The organism is Stenotrophomonas sp. KH_052 (genome assembly GCF_057838755.1).
On the sequence record NZ_CM174475.1, the window covers coordinates 1,517,647 to 1,541,040 of the forward strand.

Here is a 23,394-nt window from a genome sequence, read left to right on the forward strand (position 1 = left end):
CACATCGATTCACAGGAGCCCCCCCCCCATGAAAGGCAACCCGGACGTCATCGCCTGCCTGAAGGAACTGCTGCGCGGCGAACTCGCTGCCCGCGACCAGTACTTCATCCATTCCCGCCGCTACGAGGACCAGGGCCTGTTCGCGCTGTACGAACGCCTGAACCACGAGATGGAAGAGGAAACCCAGCACGCCGACGCGCTGCTGCGCCGGATCCTGTTCCTCGGCGGCGACCCGGACATGCGCCCGCATGCCACCGAGCCGGGCAAGACCGTGGAGGAGATGCTGCAGAAGGATCTCGACACTGAATACGCGGTTCGGAACAATCTCGCCGCCGGCATGAAGCTGTGCGAAGAGAAGGGCGACTACGTGAGCCGCGACATGCTGCTGGCGCAGCTGAAGGACACCGAGGAAGACCACGCCTGGTGGCTGGAACAGCAGCTGGGCCTGATCAAGCGCATCGGCCTGGAGCTGTACCAGCTGAGCAAGATCGACGGCAACGGCGCCCCGGCGCACTGAGCCGGCACCGCTCACTGTAGAGCCGACCGCTGGTCGGCTGCATTTCGCAGAGCAGCCGACCAGCGGTCGGCTCTACCAGAAGAAGCACAGCGTTCTGTCGCCCGCCAGCATCGGAGCACCGCCAGCCAGCCTTCGCCAGCCAGCTGCTCCACCGCCCGCCAGCCGACAACGAAAAAGCCGGGGAATGCCCCGGCTTTTTCGTGTCTGATCTCCGGCAAGGCGTGTCAACCAAGGTTGACACCTACCAGGGACGTTGCCCGGGGTCAGAGCCCGTTCCGACGGAACGGGATCCGACCCCCAGCCCTCATTCCACCGACAGCCCTTCGACCTTCTGCCAGCCACGCGGCAGCAGGTGGCCGCGGGTGGCGCGGGCGCCGAGGTAGGCGTCGAGCTCGTTGAACTTCAGCCCCATCGTGCGCTGCCCGCTGCGTACCTGCAGGGTCTGCCCCGGGCTGATCGCCACGATGGCGACCACGCGTTCGGTGGCGAGCTTGGCCTTGGGGATCTCGATGATCTTGTTGCCCTTGCCCTTGTCCAGTTCCGGCAGGTCGTTGGCGGCGATTGCCAGCAGGTTGCCCGAACTGGTCACCGCCACGATGCGGTCGGTGGCGACGTTGGCCACCACCGACGGGGTCAGCACGGTCGAACCGGCTGACAGGTTCAGCATCGCCTTGCCGGCCTTGTTGCGGCCGATCAGGTTCTCGAAGCGGGTGACGAAGCCGTAGCCGTGGGTGGAGGCCAGCACGAAGCGGGTCTCCGGCTCGGCGCTGGCCAGGGTCACGAAGCTGGTGCCCGCGGCCGGCGAGAAGCGGCCGGTCAGCGGTTCACCGTTGCCACGCGCGGAGGGCAGGGTATGCACCGGCGTCGAGTAGGCGCGACCCTCGCTGTCCAGGAACGCGACCTGCTGGGTGCTGCGTGCGCGCACCGCACCCTGCAGCGCGTCGCCATCGCGATAGGACAGCGTCGAGGCATCGATGTCGTGGCCCTTGGCGGCGCGGATCCAGCCCTTCTCGGACATCACCACCGTCATCGGCTCGCTCGGCACCAGCTCGGTCTCGTCGATGGCCTGCGCGGCCTGGCGCTGCACCAGCGGCGAACGGCGTGCGTCGCCGAATTTCTTGGCATCGGCGGTCAGTTCGTCGCGGATCAGCTTCTTCAGCTTGGTCTTGCTGTCGAGGGTGCCGAGGATCTTCTCGCGCTCCTTGGCCAGCTCGTCCTGCTCGCCACGGATCTTCATCTCTTCCAGGCGCGCCAGCTGTTTCAGCTTGGTTTCCAGGATGTACTCGGCCTGGTCGTCGGACAGGCCGAAGCGCGCGATCAGCGCGGCCTTCGGTTCGTCCTCGGTCCGGATGATGTGGATCACCTCATCCAGGTTGAGGAAGGCGACCAGCAGGCCTTCCAACAGGTGCAGGCGGCGCTCGACCTTCTGCAGGCGATGCTGCAGGCGGCGGGTGACCGTGTTGCTGCGGAAGGTCAGCCATTCGCTGAGCAGCATCTTCAGGTTCTTCACCTGCGGACGGCCGTCCAGCCCGATCACGTTGAGGTTGACGCGGTAGCTGCGCTCCATGTCCGTGGTGGCGAACAGGTGGCCCATCAGCTGCTCGGCGTCGACGCGGTTGGAACGCGGCACCAGCACCACGCGCACCGGGTTGGCGTGGTCGGACTCATCGCGGATGTCTTCCAGCCACGGCAGCTTCTTGGCGCGCATCTGCGCGGCGATCTGCTCGATCACCTTCGACGGCGACACCTGGAACGGCAGCGCGGTGACCACGATGTTGTTGGCTTCCTTGGTGAAGGTCGCACGCGCACGCACGCTGCCGTTGCCGGTCTCGTACATGTTCCGCAGGTCATTGGCCGCAGTGATGATCTCGGCGCTGGAGGGGTAGTCCGGTCCCTGCACGTGCTCGCACAGGTCGCGCACGCTGGCCTCGGGGTTGTCCAGCAGGTGCAGCAGCGCGCTGACGATCTCGTTGAGATTGTGCGGCGGTACGTCGGTGGCCATGCCTACGGCAATGCCGGTGGTGCCGTTCAGCAGCAGGTGCGGCAGCCGCGCCGGCATCCAGGTCGGCTCCTGCAGGGTGCCGTCGAAGTTCGGCGCCCAGTCGGTGGTGCCCTGGCCCAGTTCGCCCAGCAGCACTTCGGCAATCGGGGTCAGCTTGGATTCGGTGTAACGCATCGCCGCGAACGACTTCGGGTCGTCGCTGGAGCCGAAGTTGCCCTGGCCCTCGATCAGCGGGTAGCGGTACGAGAACGGCTGCGCCATCAGCACCAGCGCCTCGTAGCACGCGCTGTCGCCATGCGGGTGGTACTTACCGATGACGTCACCGACGGTGCGCGCGGACTTCTTCGGCTTGGACGCGGCATTCAGGCCCAGCTCGCTCATCGAATAGATGATGCGGCGCTGTACCGGCTTCAGGCCGTCGCCGATGAACGGCAGGGCACGGTCCAGGACCACGTACATCGAGTAGTCGAGGTAGGCGCGTTCGGCGTACTCGCGCAGCGGCAGTTGTTCGAATCCGTGGAACACGGGGCGGGCAAGATCGGTCATGCGGCGTTGTTACCTATTGTCGGGAGGCGGCGACGGCGGTCGCCGCTCGCAATCCTGTGATTATCCGGATGCGGCCGGGGATGCCAAGCCGCGCGCAGGGTCCAGCCCGGTTTCCAGGCCATGCCCGGCCCGCGCCAGGTAGCGCCCTGGCGGCAAACCGAAGTGGCGGCGGAACACGGTGACGAAGGCGCTGGCGCTGCTGAAGCCCAGCGCGTGGGCGATATCGGCCACGCTGCGGCCGTCGGTCAGCTGGCGCAGCGCCTCGGACAGGCGGGCCTGCTGCCGCCACTGGGCGAAGCTGAGCGTGGTCTCGTCGCGGAAGTGGCGGGTCAGGCTGCGCGGCGACAGGCCCGCCCAGTGCGCCCATTCGGCCAGGCTGCGCTCGTCGGACGGGTCGGCCAGCAGCTGCGATGCGATCTTCAGCAGGCGCCGGTCGTGCGGCATCGGCAGGTGCATGCGCTGGCGCGGGGCGGTGCGGATTTCGTCCAGCAGCACATCAATGATGTGCTGGCGCTCAGGGGTGGTGGCATAGCCCAGCGGCCATTCGCAGATACGGTCGGCCAGCGCCTGCGCCAGCTTGGACAGGCCCAGCACGCAGGGGTCGGAGGGCAGGGCGGCGCAGGCGGGCGCGGCCAGCGCCATGCCCCAGCCACGCAATGGCCCGTCGAGGGTGACCGTATGCGGCTCCAGCGGCGGCATCCAGCCGGCCGAACCCGGCGCCAGCGACCACGTGCCGTGCGAAGTGCGGGTGGTCAACAGACCGCGCTCGACACAGATCAGCTGTGCGCGCTGGTGGTGATGCCAGTCCACTTCACGGACCAGGCCCTGCGGGCTGTCGAAGCGGAAAGCGACAACCGGAGGGCCGTCATTGCGCTCGAACCAGTCCAGTGCGTCATCACGCAGCAGGCGCTTGGGAGGGGGGATTTCTGCCTTGTTCATCATATCCGCTGGCTGAAATGTGTCATCCATTGGCTGAATTGTACTACCGGGCCAGCTGAGTGGGCCATTAAGGTGAGCGCCTTCACTGATCCAGCCCACTGCTGCAACACAGCATTCGATGCCAGATCGAATATTTCCATTGAGAAATATTTTTTTTGGAAGAGAATGCTCCCCCATGATCTGTCCTGCAACCACTCCCCCCAGCTTCGGCCTGCTGCTGCGCCAGGTGCGCGACGGCCTGGTCCGCCAACTCGACGCCTCCATGGCTGAAGAAGACCTCGGCATCGGCTTCACCCACTACATCGGGTTGAAGGTGCTTTCGAACATGGCGCCGTGCACGGCCAATGAACTGGCCCAGGCCATCGACCAGGTGCCCAGTGCGGTGACCCGTCTGCTGGACAAGCTGGAGGCACTGGGCTGCGTACGCCGCGAGCCGCATGCCCAGGACCGGCGTGCGCTGCAGATCGTGCTGACCGATGAAGGCCGCGCGCTGTGGGCGCGGCTGAAGCTGCGTGGCGACGCGGTGATGGATTACGCCCTGCGTGACCTGTCCGCCGACGAACGCACGCAGCTGCTGTCCCTCCTTACCCGAATCCGCGATTCCCTGACGACCCCATGAACCCGATCCCGCATTCCACTCTCCGCCGGTCCGGGCGCGCGCTGCTGGTATCAGCGCTGGCCCTGGCCTTGGCCGCCTGCGCCAGCAGTCGTGGCCTCAACCCGCAGGGCCATGTGCTCGAAGTGGACAGCCTGCACAGTGAACGCACCCTGGCCGACACCGACCTGAGCGCCACCGGCTTCCCGGCGCAGGACTGGTGGAAGGCACTGGGCGATGCGCAGCTGGACGCGCTGGTCGCCGAGGGCCTGGCCGGCCACCCGAGCCTGGACGCTGCCGATGCGCGCCTGCGCCAGGCGCAGTCGCAGGTCGGTACCGCGCGTGCCGATCGCCTGCCCAGCCTGTCGGTGTCCGGTGGCTACACCGGTCTGCGCCTGCCCGAGTCGATGGCCGGCAGCGAGATGGGAGGCCATTACGCTGGCAGCAGCCAGGTCGCGTTTGATTTCAGCTATGGCGTGGACCTGTGGGGCGGCAAGCGCGCTGCCTGGGAGGCCGCCGTGGATGGCGCGCATGCCGCCACTGTTGAAGCCCAGGCCGCGCGCCTGAACCTGTCGACCGGCATCGCCCAGGCCTATGCCGACCTGGCCTACGCGTGGCAGCTCAACGACGTGGCCGAGGAAGAGCTGACCCGCTCGCAGAAGTCGCTTCAGCTGACCCGCCAGCGCCGCAGCGCCGGCATCGACAGCGACCTGCAGGTGCGCCAGGCCGAGGCCCGCGTGCCGGCCGCGCAGCAGCAGGTGCTGGCCGCACAGCAGCGCATCGACGCCGCCCGCACCGCGCTGGCCGCCCTGGTCGGCAAGGGCCCGGACCGCGGCCTGTCGATCCAGCGTCCGCAGGCATTGAACCCGATGGCGCTGCAGCTGCCGGGCGTGCTGCCCAGCGAGCTGCTCGGCCGTCGTCCGGACATCGTTGCCGCGCGCTGGCGCGTGGAAGCGGCCGACAAGCAGATCAAGGTCGCCAGGACCAAGTTCTACCCGAGCTTCAACCTGACCGCACTGGCTGGCGTGGTCGCACCGAACGTGGGCGACCTGCTGAAGAGCAGCTCCACCTACGCCTATATCGGCCCGGCGCTGAGCCTGCCGATCTTCGAAGGCGGCAAGCTGCGCGCCAACCTGGCCAACACCGATGCGCAGTACGACCTGGCGGTGGCCAACTACAACCAGACCGTGCTCGATGCACTGCGCGACGTGGCCGACCAAGTCAACGCGGTGCGCTCGCTGGCGCAGCAGTCGCAGGCACAGCAGCAGGCGGTGGACACCGCACGTTCGGCCTTCGACCTGGCCCAGCAGCGCTATCGCGCCGGCATCGGCAGCTACCTGGACGTGCTGACCGCGCAGTCCACCCTGCTGCAGTCACAGCAGCAGCTGGCCGGCCTGCAGTCGCAGCAGGTGCAGACCTCGGTGCGCCTGAGCAAGGCGCTGGGCGGTGGTTTCCAGCCCAGTGATGCCGACCGCGCTGCGCCGCTTGCTTCCCATTCCGATTCCTCGCATTCCTGAAGATCCCTGCCATGAGCCAGACCCAAGACACTGCGGCCCCGGCCGCCCCCAACCGCCGCGGCAATCTGCTGCGCGGCCTGTTCGTGATCGTCGTGCTGCTGCTTGCCGCACTGGCGCTGTGGTATTTCATGTTCGGCCGTTGGTTCGAAGAAACCGACGACGCCTACGTGCAGGGCAACCAGGTGCAGATCACCCCGCTGGTGGCCGGTACCGTGGTCGCCATCAACGCCGATGACGGCATGCGCGTGGAGCGCGGACAGCTGCTGGTGCAGCTGGATCCGTCCGACACCGCAGTAGCCCTGCAGCAGGCCGAAGCCAACCTGGCCAAGACCGTGCGCCAGACCCGTGGCCTGTACCGCAGCGTGGAAGGTGCGCAGGCGGACTTGAACGCCCGCCAGGTGACCCTGAAGCGCGTGCGCGACGACTTCGCCCGCCGCAAGGATCTGGCCACCACCGGCGCCATCTCCAACGAAGAACTGGCCCACGCCCGCGATGAGCTGGCCGCTGCCGAAGCGGCCGTGGCCGGTTCGCGCGAGACGGTCGAGCGCAACCGCGCGCTGGTCGACGACACCGTGATCGCCACCCAGCCGGATGTGCAGGCCGCCGCTGCGCAGCTGCGCCAGGCCTTCCTCAACAACGCCCGCGCCGGCATCGTCGCGCCGGTTACCGGCTACGTGGCCCGTCGTTCGGTGCAGGTCGGCCAGCGCGTGCAGCCCGGCAATGCCCTGATGGCGGTGGTGCCGACCGAGCAGATGTGGGTCGAGGCCAACTTCAAGGAAACCCAGCTGCGCCACATGCGCCTGGGCCAGGAAGTGGAGCTGAAGTCGGACCTGTACGCCGGTGACGTGAAGTACAAGGGCCGCATCGACAGCCTGGGCCTGGGCACCGGCTCGGCGTTCTCGCTGCTGCCGGCACAGAACGCCAGCGGCAACTGGATCAAGATCGTGCAGCGCGTGCCGGTGCGTATCGCCATCGATGCCAAGCAGCTGGCCGAACATCCGCTGCGCATCGGCCTGTCGATGAAGGCTGAAGTGAGCCTGCGCGACCAGAAGGGCGAAGTGCTGCCGAGCACCCCGGCCAAGGGCACGGTGTTCGACACCGACGTGTATGCCAAGCAGCTGCATGATGCCGACGAGGTGATCCACACGATCATCCAGGGCAACCTGCCGCAGCAGGCGAAGGTGGGCTGAGGTCGCCATGTCCGCACAAGCTCCAGCCGCGCCCGGCACTCCGGGCGCACCGGCGGCGCCGGGTGCGGCCTCCGGGTTCCTGCCGCCCAGCGTCGCCCTGTGCACCATCGGCCTGGCAATGGCGTCGTTCATGCAGGTGCTCGACACCACCATCGCCAACGTCTCGCTGCCGACCATCGCCGGTAATCTCGGTGCCAGTTCGCAGCAGGCGACCTGGGTCATCACCTCGTTCGCGGTCAGCACGGCCATCGCGCTGCCGCTGACCGGCTGGCTCAGCCGTCGCTTCGGCGAACGCAAGCTGTTCGTCTGGGCCACGCTGGCGTTCGTCATCACTTCGCTTCTGTGCGGCCTGGCGCAGAGCATGGGCATGCTGGTGCTGTCGCGTGCGCTGCAGGGCTTCGTGGCCGGCCCGATGTACCCGATCACGCAGTCGCTGCTGGTCTCGATCTATCCACGCGAGAAACGCGGACAGGCGCTGGCGCTGCTGGCGATGATCACCGTGGTGGCGCCGATCTGCGGGCCGATCCTCGGTGGTTGGATTACCGACAACTACAGCTGGGAATGGATCTTCCTGATCAATGTGCCGCTGGGTATCTTCGCCGCGCTGGTGGTGGGCAACCAGCTGAAGGGGCGCCCGGAGCACATCGAGAAACCGAAGATGGACTACGTCGGCCTGGTCACGCTGGTGATCGGTGTCGGCGCACTGCAGCTGGTGCTCGACCTGGGCAACGACGAAGACTGGTTCTCGTCGATGAAGATCGTGGTGCTGGCCTGCGTGGCGGTGGTGACGCTGACCGTGTTCCTGATCTGGGAATTGACCGACAAGGATCCGATCGTCGACCTGAAGCTGTTCCGGCACCGCAACTTCCGCGCCGGTACGCTGGCAATGGTGGTGGCCTATGCGGCGTTCTTCAGCGTGGCGTTGCTGATCCCGCAGTGGCTGCAGCGTGACATGGGCTACACCGCGATCTGGGCTGGCCTGGCGACGGCGCCGATCGGCATCCTGCCAGTGATCATGACCCCGTTCGTGGGCAAGTATGCATCGCGCTTCGACATGCGCATGCTGGCAACCATCGCCTTCGTGTTCCTGTCGATGACCAGCTTCCTGCGCTCCGGCTTCAACCTGCAGGTGGACTTCCAGCACGTGGCCGGCGTGCAGCTGATCATGGGCATCGGCGTGGCCTTGTTCTTCATGCCGGTGCTGCAGATTCTGCTGTCGGACCTGGATGGCCGCGAGATCGCGGCGGGCTCCGGCCTGGCCACGTTCCTGCGTACGCTGGGCGGCAGCTTCGCGGCATCGTTGACGACGTGGCTGTGGGCGCGCCGTACCCAGGTGCATCATGCGGACCTGACCGAGCATATTTCGGTCTACCAGCCGGGCATGCAGGACCAGGTAGCGGCGATGGGGCAGGGCGACCTGCAGCATGGCGCAGCGGTACTGAACAACATGATCAACCACCAGGCTTCGCAGATGGGCTTCAACGACATCTTCTTCCTGCTGGGCTGGATCTTCCTGGCGATCATCACCTTCCTGTGGCTGGCCAAGCCGCCGTTCGGTGCCGGTGCCGGTGCAGCCTCTGCGGGCGGCGGGCACTGATCAATCATTGTTGATGAAAGACAAAACCCCGCCGGAAGGCGGGGTTCTTGTTTGCGTGTTGCTGTCAACGCCAGGTCATGTCTGTCAGGTGGCGTACCGAAGGACATCCAGGGCACGCGCATTGGTGCGAGTCTAGCGTGTGCGATATACGCGCTTGAAAACCACGCGATCGCGGAACAGCTGGGCCAGCGCCCACATTCCTGCCACAAGCACGACGCCGCCGCTGACCCAGCCGGCAGTGGCCTGCGGGTGGCTGCCGACGAATGCGCCGCAGACAAGGGCGGCAACAGAAACAACCGCGTACGCTTCCCTGGAAGCGCCATAGTGGACTTCGGCCTGGCATCCCACGCAGACGCTTACGCCGTGGTTGGAGGCAGTGTGGCAGTGGGGGCAGATGATGCTGCGCTGCATGGAGCGTCCTTTATTGGGGGAAGGCGCGCAGGGGCAGGGCATGGTGGGGTAGCTGCACCCGGCACCCGAGAATCTGCCTGCCGGAGGCGAGGAATCGCGAGTGGATTCCGTCCAGGAGAAGTACGAATTCGAACGAAACGTGGAATGAATCCCGAAAAGGTTGTCGTTCAGGGCGTGATAGCGACGCGCCGGTGGGAGCTCGCACGAGCAGATGGCTGCCAGGGAGGTGCCGGATACGACACGCTGAGCGGCAATCGCAATGCATCGCGCATCCCAAACTGCAGGCATGAAAAAACCCGCTTGCGCGGGTTTGATCATTTGCTGAGTCATGGTGCCCAGGAGAGGACTCGAACCTCCACGAAGTTGCCCCCGCTAGCACCTGAAGCTAGTGCGTCTACCAATTCCGCCACCTGGGCGACTCAGGAGAAGAATTTTGCGGCATGGCAGCGAATGTGTCAACACTGTTTCACACTTTTTTTTCTGCTTCGACGCCGAGGTGCAGCAGCAGGCTGCGCATCGGTGGTGACAGCGCTTTCCAGTGTGCGAAACAGGCGCACAGGCGACGCTGTGCCCACGCATCGGCAAGCGGCACCGCAACGGTATGCGTACTGCGCCGATGCTGGCGGGCGATGGAGCGCGGCACGATACCGACGCCGATGCCATGGCCGATCATGATGCACACGCCTTCGAAGGTTTTCATGCGGATGCGGACGTCGAGACGGCGCCCGATGTCGTGCGCCTGGTCCTCGATGTAGGTCTGCAGTGCGTTGCCATCGGCCAGGGCGACGAAGGTCTCGCCGGCAACATCGGCGAAGGCCACGCTGCGCCGCGATGCGAAGCGGTGGTCTGCGGGCAGCAGCATCACCAGCGGATCTTCGGCAACCACGTGCTGCTGCAGCCCGTCAGCGTCGACCGCGTCGCTGATGATGCCGGCCTCGGCCTGGCCGGCACTGATCGCGCGTACAACCTCAGGGCTGGTGCGTTCCAGCAGTTCTACATGCAGTCGCGGCCGTTCGGCCAGCCAGGGGGCCAGCCGCGACGGCAGGTAGTTGGTCAGTGCGGCGGTATTGGCGTACAGGTGCAGGGTGCCGCGCGCGCCGTGGGCGAACGCCTGCATTTCGCCGCGCAGCTGCGCCTGCTGCTGCACGATCAAGCGTGCATGGTGGGCGAGAGCGGCGCCGGCTTCGGTGAGGCTGACGCCGCGCGGATGGCGGTTCAGCAGTACGGTGCCGGCATCGGCTTCGATCGTGCGCAGGCGTTCGCTTGCTGAAGCCAGTGCCAGGTTTGCCTGCGCTGCACCGGCCGTGATGCTGCCCGCCTCGGCAATCGCCAGGAACAGGCGCAGGTCGGCAATGTCCATCCGCATGGGTTGTCCTCCTCGTGACACCAGAGCCTTCGGTTCAGCCGAAGGCAGGGCCGGGAAGACCGCATTGTGCGCCGATGGCCCGCCCGATCCAATGACGGCATGAACGAAACGACGTACTTCTATTCCCTGCTGGTGGCGGTGTTCGTGCTGGCCGGTGTGGTCAAGGGCGTGACCGGCATGGGCCTGCCTACGGTGGCGATGGGCCTGCTGGGCGGCGCGCTGTCACCGGTGGCGGCGGCATCGATGCTGTTCATCCCGACCTTCGTCACCAATGCGTGGCAGTTGTTGTCCGGCCCCTCACTGGGCCACATCATGCGGCGCCTGTGGCCGATGATGCTGGCGGTGGTGGTGGTGACGCTGGGTTCGGCCGCGTTGCTGGTACGGGTGGATCGCACCTGGTCGCGCATGGCCTTGGGAATGGCGCTGGTGATCTATGCCGCGTACGCGCTGTTTGCACCGGTGTTCCGGGTGCCAGAACGGCGCGAGCGCTGGCTGGGGCCGCTGGTGGGTGCACTGTCCGGCATGGTGACTGGTGCGACCGGCGTGTTCGTGATGCCGGCGGTGCCGTACCTGCAATCGCTGGGGCTGCAGCGCGAAGAGCTGGTGCAGGCGCTCGGGCTGGCGTTCACCGTATCGACGATTTCACTGACGACGGGTCTGGTGCTGCATGGCGCGTTCGGTATCCAGCAACTGGGCCTGAGCGCATTGGCGGTGGTGCCGGCACTGCTGGGCATGTGGCTGGGGCAGGTGATCCGGCAGCGGATCAGCGCACGCGTGTTCCGTGCGTGTTTCCTCGGGTTCCTGCTGCTGCTCGGGCTGGAGCTGGTGCTGCGGCCGTTGTTCTGAAGGAGGTCGCGGTCGACTCTACAGAGGCCCGAATCACAGGCAAGAAAAAACCCGCTTGCGCGGGTTGTTTTCTTTCTCGACATGGTGCCCAGAAGAGGACTCGAACCTCCACGAAGTTGCCCCCGCTAGCACCTGAAGCTAGTGCGTCTACCAATTCCGCCATCTGGGCGTCGAGGAGGAGAATTATGGGGTGTTGTTACGGGGGTGTCAACACCTTTTCTGGACCCAGGGTCGGATCCCGTTTCGCGTGCGGAACGGGCTCTGACCCTATCTCACTCGCCTGGGGTCAGAGCCCTTTCCTGTGGAAAGGGGGCCGACCCTGCCGCCGGATTTCAGGCAAAAAAAATCCCCGCCGAAGCGAGGAGTTTTTTCGTTGGTGCCCAGGAGAGGACTCGAACCTCCACGGTTTTACCCGCTAGTACCTGAAACTAGTGCGTCTACCAATTCCGCCACCTGGGCGTTCCAGAGGCGCAATTGTGAAGATGAATTGGCAGGCTGTCAACGACTTCCCTGAATCTTTTCACGCAGATTCTTCAAAAGGCACGCTGACCCGTTCTGCACGCCGTCAACGGCTACCATGTAGGGCGATGACTACCAAAAAACCAAGCAAGGGCGGGACCACGTCCCGCAGCCAGGCCCCTAAGAAGGGCGCCAAGGCGGGCGCAGCCCGCACCACCAAGCCGGGCAAGCCGCTGCCGGGCTGGCTCCCGGAATTGGCCGACGGTGGCGCTCCGCCACGTGGCCGCAGGATCCGTAGCGCTGATGCCCCGGGCCCGGCCCCTGGCCGCAAGCTGCCGCCGACCGGCAAAGTGATCGACGATCCTTATGCCGCCCGCGAAGCAGAGAAATACGAACAGCCCATCGCCAGCCGCGAGGCCATCCTGGCCCTGCTGGAACGTTGCGAAGGGCCGCAGACTGCCGAGGAGCTGGGTGCACGCCTGGGCCTGGGCGCGCCTGACCGTGCCGAGGCGCTGTCGCGCCGGCTCGGCGCCATGGTCCGTGACGGCCAGCTGGTGCAGAACCGCCGCGGCGGCTTCGCACCGATCCAGACCCTCAACCTGGTCACAGGCGTGGTGATCGCCAACCCGGAAGGGTTCGGCTTCCTGCGTCCGGTCGAGGGCGGCGACGACCTGTTCCTGCCGCCGTATGAAATGCGCAAGGTGATGCACGGCGACAAGGTGCTCGCCCGCGTTACCGGCATCGACCACCGTGGCCGACGCGAGGGCAGCATCGCCCGCGTGCTGGAACGTGGCATGACCCGTCTGATCGGTCGCTTCAGCATCGAGATGGGCATCAATTACGTGGTGCCCGATGACAAGCGCATCCAGCGCAACGTGCAGGTACCGCCGGATCAGACCGGTGGTGCGCGCGACGGCCAGCTGGTGGTCTGCGAACTGACCCAGGCGCCGGACAGCCGGCGTCCGCCGATCGGTCGCATCATCGCGGTGCTCGGCGACAAGCTGACCGCCTCGCTGGTGGTGGAGACCGCCATCCACGGCCATGAACTGCCGTTCGAGTTCCCGCAGGAGGTGTTGGACGAAGCCGCGTCGGTGCCGCTGGTGGTCGAGCCGGCGATGATCGGCGACCGCGTCGACCTGCGCAGCACGCCGCTGGTCACCATTGATGGCGAGGACGCCAAGGATTTCGACGACGCGGTGTACTGCGAGCCGAACGCCGATGGTTTCCGCTTGGTGGTGGCCATTGCCGATGTCTCCAACTACGTGCGTCCCGGCACGCCGCTGGACGAGGAGGCACAGAAGCGTGCGACCTCGGTGTACTTCCCGGGCTTCGTGGTGCCGATGCTGCCGGAGACCCTGTCCAACGGTATCTGCTCGCTGATGCCGAAGGTCGACCGCATGTGCTTCGTCTGCGACATGCAGATCGATCGCGATGGCGTGGTTTCCCACTCGCGCTTCTACGAAGCGGTGATGAATTCGCACGCACGCCTGACCTACACCCAGGTCTGGCAGGCGGTGGGCGAGGACGATGCTGGCGCGAAGGCGTTCATCGGCGACCTGCTGCCGCAGGTGCAGCGCCTGCACCAGCTGTACAAGGTGCTGGCCAAGGCACGCGCCAAGCGCGGCGCCATCGAGTTCGAGAGCAGCGAAGTACGCTTCGTTCTGGACAACCGTGGCGAAGTGACCCAGGCCGGGATGCTGGTGCGCAACGACGCACACAAGCTGATCGAGGAATGCATGATCGCGGCCAACGTGGAGGCAGCAAAGTACCTGCTGTCGCGCCATGTGCCGGCCCCGTACCGTGTGCATGAGAAGCCGCCGGAGACCAAGTACGCCGACCTGCTGGAGTTCCTGAAGGAATTCAAGCTGAGCCTGCCGCCGTGGTCGAAGGTGCGCCCGGGTGATTACACCAAGCTGCTGAAGAAGATCCGCGACCGCCCCGATGCAACGCTGCTGGAGTCTGTACTGCTGCGCAGCCAGAGCCTGGCCGTGTACAGCCCGGACAACAATGGTCATTTCGGCTTGGCACTGGAGGCGTACGCGCACTTCACCTCGCCGATCCGTCGCTATCCCGACCTGCTGGTGCATCGCGCGATCAAGCACGCGTTGTCCGGCAAGCCGCTGGACAAGTTCACCTACAACGCGCGCGAGATGGCGGCGTTGGCGCTGCAGTGTTCCGAGCGCGAGCGCCGTGCCGACGAGGCCGAACGCGAAGTCGACGAGCGCTACCGCGCGGCGTGGATGGAAAAGCACGTGGGTGGCCAGTTCGATGGCGTGATCAGCGGCGTGACCAGCTTCGGTCTGTTCGTTGAGCTGGCCGATTCGAAGGTGCAGGGCCTGGTCCACGTGACCCAGTTGCCGCAGGACTATTACAAGTTCGATGCGACCCGCAAGACGCTGACCGGTGAACGCCGTGGCAGCAGCTACCGATTGGGTGACCAGGTACGCATTCTGGTGCTGAAGGCCAGCATGGAAGAACGCAAGATCGACTTCCGCCTGGTCGAGCACAAGGGCGAGGAAGAGGGTGACGGCCTGCCGCCGCTGCCCGAGCGTGGCAAGCCGGCCAAACGCACCAAGAAGCAATATTGAAAGGTGTGCCGACCAACGGTCGGCACCCACCTCACCCGGTCGGCACCTATCTCACCCGGTAGGTGCCAACCTTGGTTGGCACGACGTTTCGGAGGAACGCACCATGCAGGGCCAACCCGAATACAGCGGCGGCTGCCAGTGCGGCGCGATCCGCTTCCAGGCGCGCGGTGAACTGACCGACAGTTCGATCTGCCATTGCCGGATGTGCCAGAAGGCGTTTGGTGCCTACTACGCGCCGCTGGTCTCGGTGCGCGGCGTGCAGTTCAGCTGGACCCGCGGACAGCCCCGCTATTTCCAGTCGTCCAACGTGGTGCGGCGTGGTTTCTGCGCCGACTGCGGTACCCCGTTGACCTATGAAGCCCCCGACGGCGTGGCCGTGGCCGCTGGTGCCTTTGACCAACCCGAACGCCTGCCGCCGACGATCCAGTACGGGGTGGAGCGCAAGCTGGGGTTCGTCGACAGCCTGTCCGGCCTGCCGGCGCGGCGCACCGAGGAGGACATCGCGGCCTTGGAGTTCCTGGCCACGATCGTGTCCCACCAGCACCCCGACCACGACACCCCGCACTGGCCGCCACGCAGCCGCTCCGCCGAAGGCTGAGCGGCGGGTAGCGCCGGGCCGTGCCCGGCGAGCAAAGGCGTGCGGACCAACAGTCCGCACCCACCCGGACCAACGGTCTGCACCCACCCGGACCAACGGTCTACACACACCGGGTAGCGCCGGGCCATGCCCGGCGAGCGCGCAGCGCGGTCGGCGCCGATGCTCTACCATAGCCACCCCCTTTCCGGTCCTGCCCGCATGAGCAAGAACAGCCAGTGGATCGTCGGCGTCAACGCCGTCGCCTCCTCCATCGAGAACGACGCCGAGAACGTCCGCGAAGTGCTGGTCGAGGCCGGTGCGAAGAACCCGCGCCTGACCGAGATCGAGGAAAACGCCCGCCGCAAGGGCATCGACGTGCGCAAGGTCAACAGCCAGGCGCTGGACGGCGTGGGCGGTTCAGTACGCCACCAGGGCGTGGCCGCACGCTATGCCGCGGCCCGGACCTACAGCGAGAACGAGCTGGAAGGCCTGGTCACGGCCGCCGAAGGCAAGGCCCTGCTGCTGGTGCTGGACGAGGTGCAGGACCCGCACAATCTCGGCGCCTGCCTGCGTTCGGCTGCCGCTGCCGGTGCCACCGCGGTGATCATTCCCAAGGACAAGTCGGCCTCGGTGAATGCCACCGTGCGCAAGACCTCGGCCGGTGCCGCCGATCTGATCCCGGTGGTGGCGGTGACCAACCTGTCGCGCTGCCTGAAGGATCTGCAGAAGCAGGGCGTGTGGATCTACGGCCTGGCCGGTGAAGCCACCGCCTCGCTGTACCAGCTGGACCTGAAGGGCAACATCGCCCTGGTGCTGGGCGGCGAAGCCGACGGCCTGCGCCGCCTGACCCGCGAGAACTGCGATGGCCTGGTCAAGATCCCGATGCCGGGCGAGATCGAGAGCCTGAACGTCTCCGTCGCCGCCGGCGTCAGCCTGTTCGAGGCCGTGCGCCAGCGCGGTTGATCGGCTTTCCGGTAGCGCCGGGCCATGCCCGGCGGATTGCTTCGCCGGGCATGGCCCGGCGCTACCAGCGATCCGATTCACGCATGGCGTGGATCGGCCGTGTCGACCAAGGTCGACACCTACCGGTAGTCGCCAACCTTGGTTGGCGCTCCCGCCGCCTCACCCCGCGCTGCCGCCCAGTGCCTTGAACAAGGTCACGTCGTTGTTCAGCTGGCCTTGGCGCACGCGCGCCAGCGACAGCTCGGCGTCGCGCCGGGTCTGCTGTGCTTCCAGCCAGGTGCGCAGATCGGTGGCACCCACGCGGTAGCGCACTTCCTGCGCGCGCTCCACTTCCACCGCTTCGTCGTACGAGGCCTGCGAGGCCGCGACCTGGCGGACCAGCTGCTCGCGTGCCGAGAGTGCGTTGTCCACTTCCGAAAGCGCGGTGTACAGCGTCTTGCGGAAATTGGTTGCAGCAATCTGGTACGCGGTGCCGGCGATGTCCGTATCCAGCTGCGCGCGCTGCAGGTTGAGGAACGGCAACGACAGGCCGGCGCCGAGCGTGGCCACCGGGTTGCGCAGCACATCGCCCAGCGAGGTTGCACTGGAACCGAGGCTGCCAGTGAGGCTCAGCGCAGGGTAGTACTGGGTGGCGGTGACCTTGATGGTCTTCAGGCTGTTGCGCAGCCGCAGTTCGGCCGCGCGCAGGTCGGGACGGCGGCCAAGCAGGTCGGTCGGAAGGCCCTCGGCGATGCTCGGGCTGCGAGCGCCGAGCAGGTCCTGGGGTTCGTCCTGCTGCGGCCACGGCGTGCCGTCCAGCAGGACCGTCAGCGCATTGCGCACTTCCACACGCTGCTGTTCCAGCGCGCTCTGCGAGGCGCGTTGCGACTGCAGGTTCTGCAGCGCCTGGCGCACTTCCAGGCGCGATACCGCACCGGCGTCGAAGCGTGCCTGCACCAGTTCGCGGGTGCGCTCCAGCCGCTCCAGGTTGGCCTGGCCGGTGGCGATCGACTGGTTGAGGTAGGCCAGCGTCCAGTACTGGGTGATGCTGTCGCCGATCACCAGCAGCGCGGTGTTCTGCCGGTCTTCCTCGCTGGCCTCGGCTTCCCAGCGGGCGATGTCGCGCTGGGTGCGCAGGCGGCCCCACAGGTCCACTTCCCAGCCCAGCGAGACGCCGGTGGAATAGCTGCGGCGCCAGTCGTCGGCCTGGTCGGTGGCGCGGCTGGCGCTGCCACTCACACCTGAAGACGAAGGCTGCGGCCACAACGCGTTGCTGGCCAGGCCAGCCTGCAGGCGTGAGCGCTGCACGGCCAGGCCGGCGGCGGCCAGATCGCTGTTGGCCGCCAGTGCCTGCGCCACCAGGCGGTCCAGTCGTTCATCGCCGAAACCGGTCCACCAGGTGTCCTGGCGGATGTCGCGCCCCGGAGTATCCAGGCTGCTGCGCGGATCGTCGGCGGGCGCATTGAGGGTGGCGTCGCCACGACCGTAAGTCGCCGCCACGTCGGGGGCCTGCACCGGATAGCGGCCCATGGATGCGCAGCCGGACAGGGCGAGCAGTACAGCGCCCGCCAGCAGCAGGCGCGAGGGGGCAGGGAAGGGCAGTCGGGTCATCATCTTCATTCGCGGGCCAGGGCCTCCACCGGGTCGAGCTGCGCGGCGTTGCGCGCGGGCAGGAAGCCGAACGCCACGCCGATCAGGGTCGAGCAGGCGAACGCGGCAACGATCGAGGCGGTGGAGAACAGCACCTGGAAGTCGCTGGCGAAGCGGCCGATCATCGAGCCCAGCAGCAGGGCCAGGCCGATGCCGAGCACGCCGCCGAGCAGGCACACCAGCACTGCTTCGATCAGGAACTGCTGGCGGATATCACTCTGCCGTGCACCGACGGCCATGCGCACGCCGATCTCGCGGGTACGCTCGGTCACCGACACCAGCATGATGTTCATCACGCCGATGCCGCCCACCAGCAGCGCGATGGCAGCGATGGCGCCGATCAGCAGGGTCATCGTGCGCGTGGTCTGCTCGATGGTCTGGCGGATCTCGGCGCTGTTGCTGAGGAAGAAGTCCTCGGTGCCATGGCGCATGGTCAACAGGCGGGTGATCGCTTCCTGTGCCGCATCCATCGGCGTGGCGTCGTCCACGCGCACGGTAATGCTGGACACGTGGCTCTGGCCGAGCATGCGCGACATCACCGTGGTGTACGGCAGCCACACGCTCAGGCTGGTGCTGCCGCCGAACCCGAAGCTCTGGCGCTTGGCCACGCCGACCACGCGTGCCGGCACGTTGCCGAGCAGGATCACCTGGCCGATCGGATCGACATCGGGGAAGAACTGGGTCTGGGTGTTCTCGTCGATCACCGCGACCTGGCCGAGGCCCTTCACCGCATCGGCATCGAAGAAGCTGCCGCTGAGCAGGGTCACGCCCTTGACCCGGAAGAACTGCTCGCCAACGCCGCTGACCTGGGCGGTGGAGGACTGGTTGCGGTAACGCGCGGTGACCGAGGTCGACACGCTGGGGGTGGCGCTGTCCACGTAGCTCTGCTTTGCCAGTGCATCGGCGTCGCTGGCCTTGAGCGTCTGTACCCGCGCCGAGCGCATGTCGCCGAACCCGCGGCCGGGGTAGACGTCGATGGTGTTGGTACCCAGCGCACTGATGTTCTGCAGGATCTGCTGCTGCGAGCCATTGCCCAGCGCCACCACCGAGACCACCGAGGCGATGCCGATGATGATGCCGAGCATGGTCAGGAAGGTGCGCAGCCGATGTGCATTCATCGCCAGCAACGCCATGCGGAACGCTTCGGTGAAGCGGTCGCGCGCGGCCCGCCAGCTGTTGCCGCGGGCGACGCCGGTGCTGGCCTCGCGCTGCGCGCGGTAGGTCGGTGCATTCGGATTGGCGCGGTCGGCGATGATCTCGCCGTCGCGGATCTCGATGATGCGCTGCGCGTGTTCGGCCACGCTCATGTCGTGGGTGACGATGATGATGGTGTGGCCTTCGGCGTGCAGCTCGCCGAGGATCGCCATCACTTCCTCGCCGGATTTCGTGTCGAGCGCGCCGGTCGGTTCGTCGGCCAGGATCACCTCGCCGCCGTTCATCAGGGCACGGGCGATCGACACGCGCTGCTGCTGGCCGCCGGACAGCTGGCCCGGCTTGTGGTGCATGCGGTCGCTCAGGCCCAGCCGCTGCAGCAGTTGTTCGGCACGCGCGTTGCGCACCGGGCCGGGGCTGCCGGCGTACACCGCCGGCACTTCCACGTTGCCGCGTGCATCGAGGTCGCCCAACAGGTGGTAGCGCTGGAAGATGAAGCCGAAATGCTCGCGGCGCAGTTCGGCCAGCTCGTCCGGCGCCATCTTCCCGGTTTCGCGGACGGCCACCTGGTAGCTGCCACGGGTGGGACGATCGAGGCAGCCGAGGATGTTCATCAGCGTCGACTTGCCTGAGCCGGACTGGCCGACGATGGCCACCATCTCACCGGCGTGGATGTCGAGGTTGACGTCACGCAGCACGGCGATCACATCGTCGCCGGCCGGGAATTCGCGTCGCAGGTCACGCAGGCGCAGCAGCGGCGCCGTCGTGCTCATCGGCGCCCCATGCCCGGGCCGCCGACCCGCATCTGCATGCCGCCGCGGTTGCCGCCGCCGGCGCTGGCACCGGCCGCACCGGCTTCGCCGACCACTACGCGCTCGCCTTCCTTCAGTCCCGACAGGATCTCGGCCGAGGCGCCGTTGTTGATGCCCACGGTAACCTTGCGCGGCTGCGGCTGGCCCTTGTCGTCCAGCACCCGCACCATGCGCTCGTCGCCACGGCGCTTCGGCCCCAGTGCCACCGCCGGCACCATCAGTACGCCCTTGGCCTGCTTCAGCAGTACCGAGACCTGCGCGGTCATGTCGATGCGCAGGGTGCCATCCGGGTTTTCCACGTCGAACAGCGCGTTGTAGTACACCGCGCTGCTGGAGCTGGAACTGGACGAGCTGCTGGAACTGGACGAACTCTCGTTGGCGATCGAGGCCGGCGCCGGATTGATCTGGCGCAGCGTGGCGTGGTACTTGCGATCCGGATCGCCCAGCGTGGTGAAGTACACCGGCATGCCGGCCTTGATCTTGACCACGTCGGCCTCGGAGATCTCGGCATTGACGGTGACCACGTCCAGCCGCGCCAGCATGACGATGGTCGGTGCGGTCTGGTTGGCGTTCACGGTGCGACCTTCCTCGGCCACCACCGCCACCACGGTGCCGTCCATCGGCGCGGTGATGCGGGTGTAGGCCAGGTTGGCGCGGGCGGTGCCCAGCTCGGTCTCGCGGCCCTTGATCTGTGCCTCGTAGGACTGCAGCTGGGCACGTGCGGTCTTCAGCTGTGCTTCGGCGGCATCGTACTCCTGGCGCGAGGTGGCCTCGGCGGCCAGCATCTGCTGCTGGCGCGCGAATTCCAGTTCGGCCTGGCGCAGGGTGGCCTGCTGCACGGCGCGCTGGGCGGTGACCTGGTCCAGCGAGGCCTGCGCATTGAGCACCTGGTTCTGCTGGGTGGTGGCGTCGATCTCGGCGATCAGGTCGCCTTCCTTCACGGTATCGCCCAGCTGCACCTTCAGCGATTTGATCTGGCCAGAGGCCTGCGCACCGACGCTGACCAGCTTGTAGGCGTCGATCACACCGGTGGCCTCCACCGTCTGCTCGATGTCACCACGACTGACCGGCGTGGTCGCCACCGCCGGGGCGGCGGGCTTGCGCAGCAGCCACCAGGCGGCTGCGGCGACGATCAAGGCGAGCAGGGCGATCAGTATCAGGCGACCCCGGCGGGTCGCAGGCAGCAGGCGGAACGTCACGTCGTGGCTTCACTCTCGGGGCCGCGGTGGCGGCGTTGGTGGGCATTGTGAAGACCGGGCGATGGACGGCTCAATCCTCAGGGTATGTCTCTATGTAACACTGTCGGTGAATACGCGTAACCACAGGTATCCCGCCCATGGCTGGATACACTGGTACGCATTGCCCCGGATGCGGTTCAGCTGCCGACACGGGATGATCGCGACATGGAGACTGAAAACCCGATGCATCGACTGCTGATCGTCGACGACGACAACGACATCCGCACCCTGCTGGCCGAGCAGCTCGGCCGTGCCGGCTACCAGGTGAGCACGGCCGCCGATGGCACCGCCATGCGCCAGCTGCTGGACCGTGAGCATGTGGATCTGATCGTGCTCGACCTCAACCTGCCTCGCGAGGATGGCCTGACCCTGTGCCGCGACCTGCGCGCGCGCTCGAACACGCCGGTGATCATGCTGACCGCGCGTGCCGAGCCGATCGATCGCGTGCTGGGCCTGGAAATGGGCGCGGACGACTACCTGGCCAAGCCGTTCGAACCGCGCGAGCTGCTGGCGCGCATCCGCAACGTACTGCGCCGGACCGAGGCGTTGCCGGCCAACCTGGAGCCGCTGGCGGTGCGCCGCGCGCGCTTCTCGCGCTGGGTGTTCGACCTGGAGCATCGCCACCTGGTCGATCCGGACGACCGCGTGGTGGTGCTGTCCGGTGCCGAGTTCCGCCTGCTGCGCGTGTTCATCGCCCATGCCAACAAGGTGCTGTCGCGCGAACAGCTGGTCGCGCTCAGCAGCGGCCGCAACTACGAGGCGCAGGATCGCGCGATCGACCTGCAGGTCAGTCGCCTGCGCAACAAGCTGGGCGATGACGGTGGGCCGGATGGCCTGATCAAGACCGTGCGCAACGAAGGCTACGTGCTGGCCTCCTCGGTGAACCTGGAATAAGCCGTCATGAAGCGCCTGCGCCATTTCCTGTCCTCGATGGTCGGGCGGTTGTTCGTCATCCTGCTATTGGGGATGAGCGTGGCTGCGATCGGCGCGACCATGCTGGCCACCTCCAAACGTCAGCAGGAGTTCGAGCGGCAGAACCTGAACCGCATCGCCGACCGCCTGCAGGGCTACGTCAACCTGCTCGATGGCAATCCCGAACTGCGCGAGCGACTGCTTGAGATCGGTGGGCCCAGCGTGCGGGCGCTGCAGCCCGGCGCGCGCCTGGGGCGGGCGGATACCGCACTGATGGAAGTCCTGGATGACCGGCCCGGCCCGGTGTCGCGCGCGCATGTGCATTTCACCTCGTTCCGTTCCTGCATTCCCAAGCTGCAGGATCTGCTGCCGCCACCGCCGCCGGGGCACCGACGGCATCCGCGTGAGCGCGATCCGGCCTTCATTCCGCCCAAGTGCCGCGCGGTCGATGTGACGCTCAACGACGGTACGCTGCTGAAGCTGGCGCTGGATTCGCCAGCAGTGGCCCACAACGGCATTCTGGCCGTGGACCCGTGGTTCCTGACCCTGCTGGTGCTGGCGATTGCCGTGCTGGCCTATATCGTTGCGCGCATGGCCAGTGCGCCGCTGCAGGAGCTGGCGGCGGCCGCGGAGGATCTCGGCGACGATCTGCAGCGCGATCCACTGCCGTTGCGCGGGCCGCGCGAGGTGCAGCGCGCCGCCGAGGCCTTCAATGCCATGCAGCACCGCCTGCAGCGGCACCTGGCCGAACGCACGCAGATGCTGGCGGCGATCACCCATGACCTGCAGACCCCGTTGACCCGCCTGCGCCTGCGCCTGGAGAACGTCAGCGACGAGGTGCTGCGCGAGCGCCTGATCGGCGATCTGGCGGCGATGCAGGCACTGGTGCGCGAAGGCCTGGAGCTGGCCCGCAGCACTGAGAGTGCCGAGCAGCGCGCCGCGCTGGACTTGGATTCGCTGCTGGAAAGCATCGTCGAAGACACGGCCGAGGGCGGCGGCGATGTGGTCTTCGAAGGTGGCAGCGGGGCGGTGCTGATGCTGCGTCCGCTGGCCATGCACCGCTTGTTCTCCAACCTGGTGGACAACGCGGTGATGTACGCCTACCGGGTGCGGGTACGGGTCGAGCGCAGTGGTGGCGCGATCACCGTGGTGGTGGCCGATGATGGCCCCGGCCTGGCCGAAGATCAGCTGGAGGCGGTATTCGACCCCTTCGTACGGGTGGAGACCTCGCGTTCGCGCGAGACCGGCGGTGCCGGGCTGGGCCTGACCATCGCCCGCGCCCTGGCCGAAAAGGATGGTGCTCGCCTGTGGCTGCGCAACCGCGCCGAAGGTGGGCTGGAAGCGGTGGTGCAGTGGCCGGCAAGCGCGCAGGTGACGCCACCGGGGCGCGGCGGCTGAGTATCGCCGTCCCCGAGCGGTGACGCCGGGGGCGGGGTTTCGCCTATCATCTGCGTACTTCCCCAGTTCCTCTTCAATGAGCCAGCCCGTACCCGCCGGCATGCCGTTCCGCGTTGCCCGGCCGTTCCCGCACGCTGCCA

At 66.9% G+C, this 23,394-nt stretch carries 18 protein-coding genes and 3 tRNA genes; 11 read left to right on the top strand and 10 right to left on the bottom strand.

What is annotated here, in order from left to right:
* Positions 1-28: 28 nt before the first annotated feature.
* Positions 29-517, top strand: coding sequence for a bacterioferritin (gene bfr, locus AC3ITW_RS06940; protein ID WP_004151115.1), 489 nt, complete (start codon positions 29-31; stop codon positions 515-517).
* A 304-nt stretch (positions 518-821) separates the two neighbouring features.
* Here bfr and parC read toward each other — a convergent pair whose 3' ends face one another.
* Together parC and AC3ITW_RS06950 are read right to left on the bottom strand one after the other, a co-directional pair.
* On the bottom strand, positions 822-3,065 hold the full coding sequence (parC, locus tag AC3ITW_RS06945; RefSeq protein ID WP_489390172.1) for a DNA topoisomerase IV subunit A: 2,244 nt from the start codon (positions 3,063-3,065) through the stop codon (positions 822-824).
* Between the two features lie 60 nt (positions 3,066-3,125).
* On the bottom strand, positions 3,126-4,007 hold the full coding sequence (locus AC3ITW_RS06950) for a helix-turn-helix domain-containing protein (RefSeq protein WP_012510528.1): 882 nt from the start codon (positions 4,005-4,007) through the stop codon (positions 3,126-3,128).
* Between the two features lie 172 nt (positions 4,008-4,179).
* On the opposite strand from AC3ITW_RS06950, the gene emrR reads away from it, so the two are divergent.
* From emrR to emrB, 4 genes are read left to right on the top strand one after another with little or no spacing between them, the layout of a single operon-like run.
* The gene (gene emrR, locus AC3ITW_RS06955; RefSeq protein WP_025877626.1) at positions 4,180-4,623 is read left to right on the top strand and encodes a multidrug efflux system transcriptional regulator EmrR; all 444 of its coding nucleotides are present in this window, start codon (positions 4,180-4,182) and stop codon (positions 4,621-4,623) included.
* The gene (emrC, locus tag AC3ITW_RS06960) at positions 4,620-6,116 is read left to right on the top strand and encodes a multidrug efflux transporter outer membrane subunit EmrC (protein ID WP_489390173.1); all 1,497 of its coding nucleotides are present in this window, start codon (positions 4,620-4,622) and stop codon (positions 6,114-6,116) included. The genes emrR and emrC overlap by 4 nt, the downstream gene beginning before the upstream one ends.
* An 11-nt stretch (positions 6,117-6,127) precedes the next feature.
* Entirely contained in the window at positions 6,128-7,306 is a 1,179-nt protein-coding gene (gene emrA, locus AC3ITW_RS06965; protein WP_046983118.1) for a multidrug efflux MFS transporter periplasmic adaptor subunit EmrA, read from the top strand.
* Positions 7,307-7,313: 7 nt separating this feature from the next.
* Entirely contained in the window at positions 7,314-8,903 is a 1,590-nt protein-coding gene (gene emrB / locus AC3ITW_RS06970; protein ID WP_012510532.1) for a multidrug efflux MFS transporter permease subunit EmrB, read from the top strand.
* Between the two features lie 132 nt (positions 8,904-9,035).
* On the opposite strand, the gene AC3ITW_RS06975 is transcribed toward emrB, so the two are convergent.
* The 3 genes from AC3ITW_RS06975 to AC3ITW_RS06985 form a co-directional block, all read right to left on the bottom strand.
* Positions 9,036-9,314: a hypothetical protein gene (locus tag AC3ITW_RS06975; protein ID WP_012510533.1), complete on the bottom strand. Its 279-nt coding sequence runs from the start codon at positions 9,312-9,314 to the stop codon at positions 9,036-9,038.
* Between the two features lie 329 nt (positions 9,315-9,643).
* Positions 9,644-9,730: transfer RNA gene (locus AC3ITW_RS06980), tRNA-Leu, on the bottom strand.
* Positions 9,731-9,780: 50 nt separating this feature from the next.
* A complete protein-coding gene (locus tag AC3ITW_RS06985; RefSeq protein WP_012510534.1) occupies positions 9,781-10,680 on the bottom strand; it encodes a LysR family transcriptional regulator in 900 nt (299 codons plus the stop codon).
* Between the two features lie 99 nt (positions 10,681-10,779).
* On the opposite strand from AC3ITW_RS06985, the gene AC3ITW_RS06990 reads away from it, so the two are divergent.
* On the top strand, positions 10,780-11,526 hold the full coding sequence (locus tag AC3ITW_RS06990; protein WP_012510535.1) for a sulfite exporter TauE/SafE family protein: 747 nt from the start codon (positions 10,780-10,782) through the stop codon (positions 11,524-11,526).
* Positions 11,527-11,608: 82 nt separating this feature from the next.
* On the opposite strand, the gene AC3ITW_RS06995 is transcribed toward AC3ITW_RS06990, so the two are convergent.
* Together AC3ITW_RS06995 and AC3ITW_RS07000 are read right to left on the bottom strand one after the other, a co-directional pair.
* A tRNA-Leu gene (locus tag AC3ITW_RS06995) sits at positions 11,609-11,695 on the bottom strand.
* A 205-nt stretch (positions 11,696-11,900) separates the two neighbouring features.
* A tRNA-Leu gene (locus AC3ITW_RS07000) sits at positions 11,901-11,985 on the bottom strand.
* A gap of 128 nt (positions 11,986-12,113) precedes the next feature.
* On the opposite strand from AC3ITW_RS07000, the gene rnr reads away from it, so the two are divergent.
* The 3 genes from rnr (at position 12,114) to rlmB (ending at position 16,113) form a co-directional block, all read left to right on the top strand.
* On the top strand, positions 12,114-14,573 hold the full coding sequence (gene rnr, locus AC3ITW_RS07005) for a ribonuclease R (RefSeq protein WP_012510536.1): 2,460 nt from the start codon (positions 12,114-12,116) through the stop codon (positions 14,571-14,573).
* A 103-nt stretch (positions 14,574-14,676) separates the two neighbouring features.
* On the top strand, positions 14,677-15,171 hold the full coding sequence (locus AC3ITW_RS07010) for a GFA family protein (RefSeq protein WP_012510537.1): 495 nt from the start codon (positions 14,677-14,679) through the stop codon (positions 15,169-15,171).
* A 198-nt stretch (positions 15,172-15,369) separates the two neighbouring features.
* Positions 15,370-16,113 carry a 23S rRNA (guanosine(2251)-2'-O)-methyltransferase RlmB gene (gene rlmB, locus AC3ITW_RS07015; RefSeq protein ID WP_012510538.1) on the top strand — a complete coding sequence of 248 codons (744 nt, stop codon included), beginning with the start codon at positions 15,370-15,372 and terminating at the stop codon, positions 16,111-16,113.
* A gap of 159 nt (positions 16,114-16,272) precedes the next feature.
* Here the strand turns inward: rlmB and AC3ITW_RS07020 are convergent, their stop codons facing one another.
* Genes AC3ITW_RS07020 through AC3ITW_RS07030 form a run of 3 tightly spaced genes read right to left on the bottom strand, consistent with a single transcriptional unit; the run spans position 16,273 to position 20,905 of the window.
* Complete coding sequence (locus tag AC3ITW_RS07020; protein WP_004151307.1) at positions 16,273-17,712, bottom strand: efflux transporter outer membrane subunit; 1,440 nt, start codon at positions 17,710-17,712, stop codon at positions 16,273-16,275.
* Positions 17,709-19,667, bottom strand: a complete 1,959-nt coding sequence (locus AC3ITW_RS07025; protein ID WP_489390174.1) for a MacB family efflux pump subunit — start codon at positions 19,665-19,667, stop codon at positions 17,709-17,711. Before AC3ITW_RS07025 ends, AC3ITW_RS07020 begins: the two co-directional genes overlap by 4 nt.
* Entirely contained in the window at positions 19,664-20,905 is a 1,242-nt protein-coding gene (locus tag AC3ITW_RS07030) for an efflux RND transporter periplasmic adaptor subunit (RefSeq protein WP_489390175.1), read from the bottom strand. Before AC3ITW_RS07030 ends, AC3ITW_RS07025 begins: the two co-directional genes overlap by 4 nt.
* A gap of 204 nt (positions 20,906-21,109) precedes the next feature.
* Here AC3ITW_RS07030 and AC3ITW_RS07035 point away from each other — a divergent pair, with 204 nt between their 5' ends.
* Together AC3ITW_RS07035 and AC3ITW_RS07040 are read left to right on the top strand one after the other, a co-directional pair.
* Positions 21,110-21,838, top strand: a complete 729-nt coding sequence (locus AC3ITW_RS07035) for a response regulator (protein WP_057498358.1) — start codon at positions 21,110-21,112, stop codon at positions 21,836-21,838.
* 6 nt (positions 21,839-21,844) lie between these two features.
* Positions 21,845-23,254: an ATP-binding protein gene (locus AC3ITW_RS07040; protein ID WP_489390176.1), complete on the top strand. Its 1,410-nt coding sequence runs from the start codon at positions 21,845-21,847 to the stop codon at positions 23,252-23,254.
* The last annotated feature ends 140 nt before the right edge of the window (positions 23,255-23,394 follow it).